Genomic DNA, 7,644 nt, shown 5'->3' on the forward strand with positions numbered 1-7,644 from the left:
CGCCGCGACCGGGCCGGCCAAGACGGACCGTCCGCGCCCGTCGCCGCCCCGCAGCCCGCCCCGCCCCGTCCGGCGCCGGTCGTCGCCGCCGCCACGCCGGGTCCGGCCAAGGACTGGTCCGGCTATCGCAGCGTCCGCATGACGACCGCCCCCCCCGCCTCCGCGCCGACCTCAGCTCCGGCTGCGGCTCCCGCCCCGGCGGCGCCATCCCCGCCGCTCCCGCGCCAGGTGGCCGCCGCCAACACCGGCGTGACCGGGGCCCGCTTCTATTCGGTGGCCCGCGAATCCGGCCTGACGCCCGATCCGATCCCGCCCGCCGGCCCCGACCATCAGGTGCTGATCACCACCGACGCGGCGACCGCGCCGGCCGAGGACGCCGCCCCGATGCACGGCTCGGCCGACTGGCTGGCCGCCGGGGCGCGGGGCGACGACGACGGTGACGACAGCGCCGCCCGCCGCGCCAAGACCCGGAACCAAGGCCTTTGATCCAGTCGCGCCTCCACGACCTCATCGCCCTGGCCGATGAGCCGTCCAGCTCGCGCCGCCGCGAACTGCTGCGCGGCGTCACCGACCTGTTCTTCACCGCCGACGGCCATGGCGACGTCGAGATGGGCCTGTTCGACGACGTGATGGGCCAGCTGGCCGGCGAGATGGAAGAGGCCGTGCGGATCGAGCTGGCCGAGCGCCTGGGCACGAGCGCCACCCCGCCGCCGTCCCTGACCCGGGCCCTGGCCAGCGACAGCATCGCCATCGCCCGTCCGATCCTGCAGGGCGCGCCCCAGCTCAGCGAGGCCGACCTGCTGCACGTGGCCCGCACCCAGAGCCAGGACCATCTGCGGGCCATCTCGCAGCGCCCGGTCGTGCCCAGCCTGGTGTCCGACGCTATCGTCCAGCGCGGCGACGACACCACCCTGGGCGTGCTGCTGCGCAACGAGGGCGCGGTTCTGTCGCGCCAGGCTCACGAGGCGGCGGTCGACCGCGCGGCGGCCAATCCCGAGCTGCACGAGGCGGTGATCGACCGCCAGGCCCTGCCGATGGACCTGCTCAACGAGATGTACTTCGTGGCCGAGGCGCGCCTGCGCGACCGGATCATGGAGCGCAACGCCAACGTCGATCCGGCCATACTGGAAGCCGCCCTCAAGGCCGGCCGCAATCGCGTCGCGGCCAGCGACGGAGCCCTGCCGGCCGACTACGACGCGGCGGTCAAGGAGATCACCGCCCTGAAGGCGCGGGGCGCGGTCACGCCCCAGGCCCTGGTCGCCATGCTCCGCGCCAACCGCACCACCATCTTCCTGGTCGCCCTGGCCGAGCTGGCCGACATCGACTTCCACACCGCCCGCAAGATCATCGAGCGCCGCGAACTGGACGCCCTGGCGGTGGTCTGCAAGGCGGCGGACTTCGACCGCGCCCTGTTCCTGACCTTCGCCCTGCTGATCCTGGACCCCAACGACAACGCCATGGGCAAGGCCAAGGAGTATGGCGAGCTCTACGCCGCCCTGCCCCGCGACGCGGCCCTGCGCACCATCCGCTTCTGGCGCATGCGCCGCACGACCGGCGACGTCGCGGCGGCTTAGGCTCCGCGCGGAACTGGCGTCTCCCCACGCCGTTCCTTATGTCGAGAGGCCTTCCGTCTCCGGAGCGCCCTAGTGAAATTGCCCAACAACAAGACGGTCCTGATCGCCGGCGTCGCCGCGGCGGCGGTCGTGACGACGGCCGGCCTGGCGATGGCGGTCTGGCCCGCCCTGACGCGACCTGACGCGCCGGCGGAGGCGGCCGGCGACGGCGGCCTGCGCATCAGCGTGGTCGAACCGCCCAAGGCGGCTGTCCCCCGCGCTGCGCCCCTGGACGTCGGCCTGTCCGAGGCCGCCCAGGCCATGGCGAAGGACCGGGAGGTGGCGTTCACCGCAACGCCGACGGTCCGTCCGGCGTCGCCGAGCCGCAGCACGCGGGCGGGTGAGGATGACGGCCTGGCGACCCTCGGGCCGGCCGACGACCGGTGGGAGCGCGAGCGAACCGGCAGCGGCTTCGAGCTCGCCCGGCGGCTGCGGGAGGAGGAACGGGCGGCCAGCCGTGAACGTGCGCGCCGCGAGGCCTGGGAAGAGACCGAACGCGACCGCCGCTGGGACGAGGAGCGCGAGCGGGATCGCGCCGACGACCAGCGCCCTGACGACCGCTACGATCCCCCGCCCTCCCCCGACGACGACCGCCCGCCGCCCGAACCCCAGTGAGGCAGGACGAGCGGATCGAGAAAACGGCGACGCAAGGCCGGGGAACCGCGCCTAGCCGCGCCGCCGATGCATCAAGGTCAGCAGCCAGCCGACGCCGAGGCCACCCGCGACGGTCAGCGGCAAGGTCAGCGGGTCGGGCATGGGCTCGCGCAGCCACAGGTCGCGGCCGACCAGCAGGCCCCAAACGAGCAGGCCCCAGATCGCGCCGTACACCGCCCACGGATACTGGTCCATCCAGCCCCGCGGGCCGGTCCGGGGTTCGGGTTCGCGCGCCGGCTCGACCGGACCGCCGCACCTCTGGCACGTCCAACCGCCCCACGGCCCCAGCGGCGCGGCGTCCGCGTCGACCGGCGTCTCGCAGGCCTTGCAGCGGGGCGCCTCAGCGCGACGACGGACCGCCGCCGGCACGCCGCGCAGACCCATGATCACGATGAACAGATAGAGGACGAGGTAGAGCGCCCGGGAGACGTCCACGTCCTTGAAACCCTCGCCCATGCCGCCCCCGAAACGCTACACCGCCAAGCTAGGGCGTGTCGCGTTTCAGGTCGAGCCCGGGACGGATCCCTAGCGGATGCGGATGCGGACCGGGACGTCGATGAACGAGCCGGCGCGGCTCTTGCCGTCGGGGCCCATCAGGTCGACCTGGAACTGCGAGGCCATGCTCAGGGCCGCCTTGCCGACGCCTATCTCCGCCGGGAATTCGCTTTGCACCGAGCAGGCGGTCAGGCCGCCATCGCGCTTGACCATGCAGCTGAGCAGCGCCTCGGCGATCTGCGGCTGGACGTCCTTGACCTGGGTGACGGCGGGCTGGGCCGTGGGCGTCGGAACGATCGAGACAGCGGCGGCGGCGAGCAACGAAGCGATCACGGGGTCTTCCCTACTGGTTCTTGGGTTCGGCCCGTTCGGGACCGTCCGGTTTCATTCTGGGTCAGGCGGCGTGCGCCTGCTTGACCCGTTGCAACCCCTGGGCCGCCAGGTCGGTCAGCGACCTCAGGCCCAGTTCGGCGAAGATGTCGAAGGCGCTGGCCAGGGCGGTAGCGGCCCGGTCCAGGCGGCCGTCGTCGCGGCCGGTGATCTCGACCCGGGCCTCGTAGAGCCGGGCCAGGTTCATCTGGGTCACCGCCCAGGCGGCGGGGTCACGAGCCCCCGGGGTCGCGGCCAGCTCGGCCTTGAAGGCCATCTCGGCGGCGTCGAGCACGGCCAGGTCGGCGGTCAGCTCGGCGCAGCGGGCCAGGCTGAGGGCGCGGTTGTTGGCGACCACGGCGCGCAGGGCCAGGGCCGGCTGGGTCTTGAGGATGTGCGAGGCGCGGTCGTAGCAGGTGACCGCCCGCTCGAAGCAGCGCTCCGAGGTGGTGGCCTCGCCCATGGCCTGCAGGCCGGCGCCCAGGGCGGCCTGGGCCCGAGCCCAGTCCATGGGGCTATGGTCGGCGGTGACCGGCTCCAACGCCTTGACCAGGGCCTCGACGCCGTCGGCGATGTGGTTGATCTCGCCGTCCAGCTCGCCCAGCTGCACCAGGGCCGTCCCGCGCAGGGACTCCAGCCGCGACCAGGCCAGGGGTTCGAAATCAGGATCCAGCCCCGCCTCGGCCTCCTTGGCCTCGGCCAGGGCCACTTCGGTCAGGGCGCGGTCCTTCAGGCGGGCGGCGCAGGCCAGCAGCAGCTCGACGCGGGCGGCGCGCTGGTCGGCCAGAAGCAGGCGCGAGGCCCCGCCCTTGACCCGGCGCGCGGCCGACAGGCCCCGCAGCGGCGCCTCGAAGGCCTCGGCGGCGGCCAGGGCGCGGTCCAGGTCGTTCTCACCGAGGGCCACCCGGCCTTCCAGCCCGGCCAGCAGGGCCTCGACCATGGCGCAGCGGTGGCCCGGCGCGGTCTTGGCCAGGGTCAGGGTGGCGCCGGCGGCGGCGTGCAGGCCTTCGTCGCCGAACAGGTCGGCGCCCAGCACGGCCAGGGTCGCCTGCTCGCAGCGGGCGGCGGCCAGGCTTTCGGGCTTGTGTTCGGCTTCGAAGACCTTGGCGGCGGCCTCGGCCTGGGCCGCGCCCTTGCGCAGGGCGGCGGCGTCGCCCGAGCGGCGGGCCAGTTCGCGCCAGACGACGGCGGCTTCCAGCAGGCGATGGCCGCGATCCTTGGCGCCGATCCGGCCGGCGGCGACGTCGGCCGAGCGGGCCTCGTTGACCAGCAGGCGCAGGTCCAGCAGCTCCAGCAGCGAGGTGTCGCCACCGGTCAACCCGTCGCGATGCGCCGCGGCCCGCGCGGGGGCCCCGGCGTCGACTCCGAAGAGCCTCTTCAGGTCACGACCGAAATCGAACATTGCCGCGTACTCCGGATACGGAACGTCCCAGGCCGGCACGTCCGGCACGGGTTCAACGCATCCGTAGCAAAGCCGGAGCCAACGCGATTAACAAGCGGTTAACGAAGCCTAAGGTGGCGTTAACCATAAATATTTGCAGCGTGTTTACACTTCGTTCCCGAAGGGGGCTCGAACCGCTGTTTTTGCACCGATCTGGCACACTTTTTGCTTAATCGATCCAGATGAGGGAACAAGGTCGAGCAGGCGCGTTAGAACATTGTTCACCGAAATGAAAATGACGTTAACCATAGTTTTTAAGACCGCGTTTACCTTCCGTTCCGGCGCGGCTTCCCCGCGCCCGCCCGACCGACGACTCGCGGGTCTCTAGAGGCCGTAGCCGCGCGCCATGGCGGCGGCGAAGACCGGGATCAGGGCGAAGACCGCCAGCTCGGCCAGCATCACCTTGCGGACCTTGGCGACCTCGGCGTCGGACGGGGCGAAGGCCGGATCGGCCTTGGCTTGCCTGCGCCATTTCAGGATGGCGATCGTCGGGGCGATCGACAGCAGCCCCACCGCCGCGAAGGCGGCGATCTTGGCCCAGAACACCGGGTTGTGCAGATAGAAGTCCGCGCCCTTGGCGCCCAGGAAGACCCTGCTGAAGCCGACCACCAGGATCAGGGTCGCCGTCCCGCCGTAGCTGGCGTCGATCCCGCCCAGCGCCTTGAGGCCCGCCCCGCTCACGCCCGGCCTGACCAGGACGAACCCGACCATCATCAGCCCGGCCAGCGACAGGATCAGCAGGTGGTGCAGGATGGCCAGGACGAGATCCAGCATGACGGGCTCCGACTCGACAGACCCGCGAGCATGCTCCGCGGAACGCCGTTCGTCACGCGACCTCCCCTCTGGCCAGCCCTCGGCTCCGCCTCTAAACAGACGACATGACCGCCTCCGTCGACCTCTGGACCGCCTCGCTGTGCAAACCCGATCCAGGCTATGGCGGCTGGGCCCACGTGCGCCGCAACGCCGACGGGACCCTGGCCGGCGCGGCCGGGGGCGAGCGACGGGTGAGCGGCGCCAGGATGGTGCTGACCGGGGTGATCGAGGCGCTGACGGTGCTGGCCGACCTGCCCGCCGACGCAGCCGTCACCCTGCACTTCGCCGACCCGGCCCTGGCCGCCGAACTGGTGGCCAGCGACGGCGCCTACGCCACGGCCGAGCCCGAGGCCTGGGCCGCCGCCCGCAAGCTGCTGGCCGCCCGCCCCGTGCTGGCCCTGTCGCCCCTGCGGGACACGACGCCCGCCGCCGGCTTCCTGCGCGCCTGGGCCGACTTCGGCCTCGACACCGCCAAGACCCGCGGCACGTTCAAGGCGGCGATCCCCCGGCCGAACCTGCTGAAGTTCCCGGGCTGACGCCTACGGGCAGAGCGTGGTCTCGCGGATCACGTAGGGCGTCCGCACGCCCCACTGCGATCCGGTCCCGTCGCAGTTGCTGTAGACCTCGCCGACCAGCTGGTTGTAGTCCGGCCCGGAATAGTACTGCGCCGCGACCGCATACAGGCGGCGCGCCGAGGCCGGCTCGGCCCAGGCGAACAGCGAGGCGGTCATCAACACGCCGGCGACGAGCTTGGTCATCAGGGTCTTCATGGCGATCCTCCGCGAAACACGCCACGACGCTACACATCCTGGGATTGCGCGCAACCGTCACGACCGCGCCTGGCGACCTGCATAGCGGGACAGCCTACCGCCCGGCCACGATCAGGTCGGCCGTGGCCGGATTGCAGGCGAACGGGATGTCGGCCAGGGTCGCCATGCGGATCAGCGCCTTGACGTCGACGTCGTGCGGCTGGGGCGACAGCGGGTCGACGAAAAACACCAGCATGTCCAGCCGGCCCTCGGCCAGCAGGGCCCCCAGCTGCTGGTCGCCGCCCAGCGGACCGCTCTTCAGGCGGGTGAGGTCCAGGTCGGGCAGGGCCTGCAGGACGCGTCCGCCCGTGGTGCCGGTGGCGTAGAGCTTGTGCCGGGCCAGGAACGCCTGATGGGCCACGGCCCAGTCGACCAGGGCGGCCTTCTTGTCGTCGTGGGCGACCAGGCCGATGGCGAGCGGGGCGGCGGCGGGCATGCGAGAGTCTCCGGGGTTCGTCCCTCTCCTAGCCGCTTGGTGGGGACCAGGAAAAGCCGAACCGCGAGAAACGGCGGACGCCGCCCCTCAGGCGAACCGGATCTTCGTCGGGGCCGCGAACTCCGGTGTCTTCTTCTCGACCAGCACCTGCTCGTGCAGCGACAGCTTGGCGTTGGCCGAGAACACCCCGGCCGTGGCGCAGACCACCTTGCCGCCGCGCACCTCCAGCCGCACGCCCTTGACCTTCAGGGCCAGCTCGATCTCGAAGTCCAGGTCGGCCACCTTGACCGCGCCGTAGCGCAGCTCGATGCGCGGCTTGTGGGTGGAGGCGATCTCGTGGTCGTCCAGGTCCTGGAAAAAGGCGTCCTCGGGATGGACCTTGGACTCCTCGACGCATTTCTTGAAGCGCTCCAGTTTCATCCAGCCGTCGAACAGCACCCGCTCGACCGACAGGTCCAGCAGCTTGCCCACCTCGTCGCGGCAGCCGCCCTCGACATCGTCCCAGCAGGCGCTGGGGAACTTCCGGGCGGCCTCGGTGATCGCCTGGGTCAGGGGCGGCGCCCCCTTGCAGGCCTCCAGGGGATCGTCGCCGTCCTCGGCGAACAACGCCCGCCAAGTCGTGGCGCCGCGGCCGGGGGACGGCGGATCCAGCGCGGCTTCGGTCATGGCGCGGTCTCCAGGGCGGGATAGTCCAGCTTCAACTCGGCGGGGTCGGCGGCGTGTTCGAACCGCAGCGAGACCGCCATGCCGGCGCGCGGCGGGCCGTCCGGCTTCAGGACCACCACACCGGGATCGGCGACCAGGGCGATCTCCGGGGCGCTGGGCGCGGGGGCGGACGTCGAGGCGGGCTGGGCGAGGCGCGACGGCGGCCTCGGGCGGCCCAGCCACCGGGCGAGGGCGAACCCGCCGCCGGCAGCCACGACGAGGGCGACCAGCCATAGCCAGATCGGAACGGACGGCCCCTTGGCCGGGAGCGGCGCCCGCGGCGGGGTCGCCGGCGGCGCGGCCACGGGA

At 72.3% G+C, this 7,644-nt stretch carries 11 protein-coding genes and 1 pseudogene; 4 read left to right on the forward strand and 8 right to left on the reverse strand.

All coding sequences use genetic code 11. From position 1 onward, the window contains the following. From AC07NX_RS26010 to AC07NX_RS26020, 3 genes and pseudogenes are all read left to right on the forward strand, one after another. A pseudogene (locus tag AC07NX_RS26010) lies at positions 1 to 486 on the forward strand (hypothetical protein); the annotation flags it as partial. Continuing rightward, complete coding sequence (locus AC07NX_RS26015) at positions 483 to 1,574, forward strand: DUF2336 domain-containing protein (protein WP_494645993.1); 1,092 nt, start codon at positions 483 to 485, stop codon at positions 1,572 to 1,574. The pseudogene AC07NX_RS26010 and the gene AC07NX_RS26015, both read left to right, overlap by 4 nt. A 72-nt stretch (positions 1,575 to 1,646) precedes the next feature. Further along, positions 1,647 to 2,228, forward strand: coding sequence for a hypothetical protein (locus AC07NX_RS26020; protein ID WP_494645994.1), 582 nt, complete (start codon positions 1,647 to 1,649; stop codon positions 2,226 to 2,228). Between the two features lie 51 nt (positions 2,229 to 2,279). Here the strand turns inward: AC07NX_RS26020 and AC07NX_RS26025 are convergent, their stop codons facing one another. From AC07NX_RS26025 to AC07NX_RS26040, 4 genes are all read right to left on the reverse strand, one after another. Beyond that, positions 2,280 to 2,723, reverse strand: coding sequence for a hypothetical protein (locus AC07NX_RS26025; RefSeq protein ID WP_494645995.1), 444 nt, complete (start codon positions 2,721 to 2,723; stop codon positions 2,280 to 2,282). 69 nt (positions 2,724 to 2,792) lie between these two features. Further along, a complete protein-coding gene (locus AC07NX_RS26030) occupies positions 2,793 to 3,095 on the reverse strand; it encodes a hypothetical protein (protein WP_494645997.1) in 303 nt (100 codons plus the stop codon). A 61-nt stretch (positions 3,096 to 3,156) separates the two neighbouring features. After that, positions 3,157 to 4,533 carry a hypothetical protein gene (locus AC07NX_RS26035; protein ID WP_494645998.1) on the reverse strand — a complete coding sequence of 459 codons (1,377 nt, stop codon included), beginning with the start codon at positions 4,531 to 4,533 and terminating at the stop codon, positions 3,157 to 3,159. A 363-nt stretch (positions 4,534 to 4,896) separates the two neighbouring features. Continuing rightward, positions 4,897 to 5,346, reverse strand: a complete 450-nt coding sequence (locus AC07NX_RS26040) for a DUF2214 family protein (RefSeq protein ID WP_494645999.1) — start codon at positions 5,344 to 5,346, stop codon at positions 4,897 to 4,899. 104 nt (positions 5,347 to 5,450) lie between these two features. On the opposite strand from AC07NX_RS26040, the gene AC07NX_RS26045 reads away from it, so the two are divergent. Then, positions 5,451 to 5,921: a ribonuclease H family protein gene (locus tag AC07NX_RS26045; RefSeq protein WP_494646001.1), complete on the forward strand. Its 471-nt coding sequence runs from the start codon at positions 5,451 to 5,453 to the stop codon at positions 5,919 to 5,921. A 3-nt stretch (positions 5,922 to 5,924) separates the two neighbouring features. Here AC07NX_RS26045 and AC07NX_RS26050 read toward each other — a convergent pair whose 3' ends face one another. From AC07NX_RS26050 to AC07NX_RS26065, 4 genes are all read right to left on the reverse strand, one after another. Beyond that, entirely contained in the window at positions 5,925 to 6,155 is a 231-nt protein-coding gene (locus tag AC07NX_RS26050) for a DUF6289 family protein (protein ID WP_494646003.1), read from the reverse strand. A gap of 94 nt (positions 6,156 to 6,249) precedes the next feature. Then, positions 6,250 to 6,630 (reverse strand): methylglyoxal synthase, encoded by a 381-nt coding sequence (locus AC07NX_RS26055; protein WP_494646004.1) that lies wholly within the window; start codon positions 6,628 to 6,630, stop codon positions 6,250 to 6,252. Between the two features lie 87 nt (positions 6,631 to 6,717). Beyond that, positions 6,718 to 7,296, reverse strand: a complete 579-nt coding sequence (locus AC07NX_RS26060) for a hypothetical protein (RefSeq protein WP_494646005.1) — start codon at positions 7,294 to 7,296, stop codon at positions 6,718 to 6,720. Next, the coding region (locus AC07NX_RS26065) for a hypothetical protein (RefSeq protein ID WP_494646007.1) at positions 7,293 to 7,644 on the reverse strand (352 nt) is incomplete at its 5' end. The genes AC07NX_RS26060 and AC07NX_RS26065, both read right to left, overlap by 4 nt.

The sequence above is a fragment of the Caulobacter sp. GW821-FHT09A05 genome (assembly GCF_059418465.1).

Bases quoted from the DNA above. Each gene is read 5' to 3' on its own strand.
- AC07NX_RS26055 (WP_494646004.1), bottom strand. From the start codon at position 6,630: ATGCCCGCCGCCGCCCCGCTCGCCATCGGCCTGGTCGCCCACGACGAC.
- AC07NX_RS26035 (WP_494645998.1), bottom strand. From the start codon at position 4,533: ATGTTCGATTTCGGTCGTGACCTGAAGAGGCTCTTCGGAGTCGACGCC.
- AC07NX_RS26060 (WP_494646005.1), bottom strand. From the start codon at position 7,296: ATGACCGAAGCCGCGCTGGATCCGCCGTCCCCCGGCCGCGGCGCCACG.
- AC07NX_RS26025 (WP_494645995.1), bottom strand. From the start codon at position 2,723: ATGGGCGAGGGTTTCAAGGACGTGGACGTCTCCCGGGCGCTCTACCTC.
- AC07NX_RS26045 (WP_494646001.1), top strand. From the start codon at position 5,451: ATGACCGCCTCCGTCGACCTCTGGACCGCCTCGCTGTGCAAACCCGAT.
- AC07NX_RS26050 (WP_494646003.1), bottom strand. From the start codon at position 6,155: ATGAAGACCCTGATGACCAAGCTCGTCGCCGGCGTGTTGATGACCGCC.
- AC07NX_RS26040 (WP_494645999.1), bottom strand. From the start codon at position 5,346: ATGCTGGATCTCGTCCTGGCCATCCTGCACCACCTGCTGATCCTGTCG.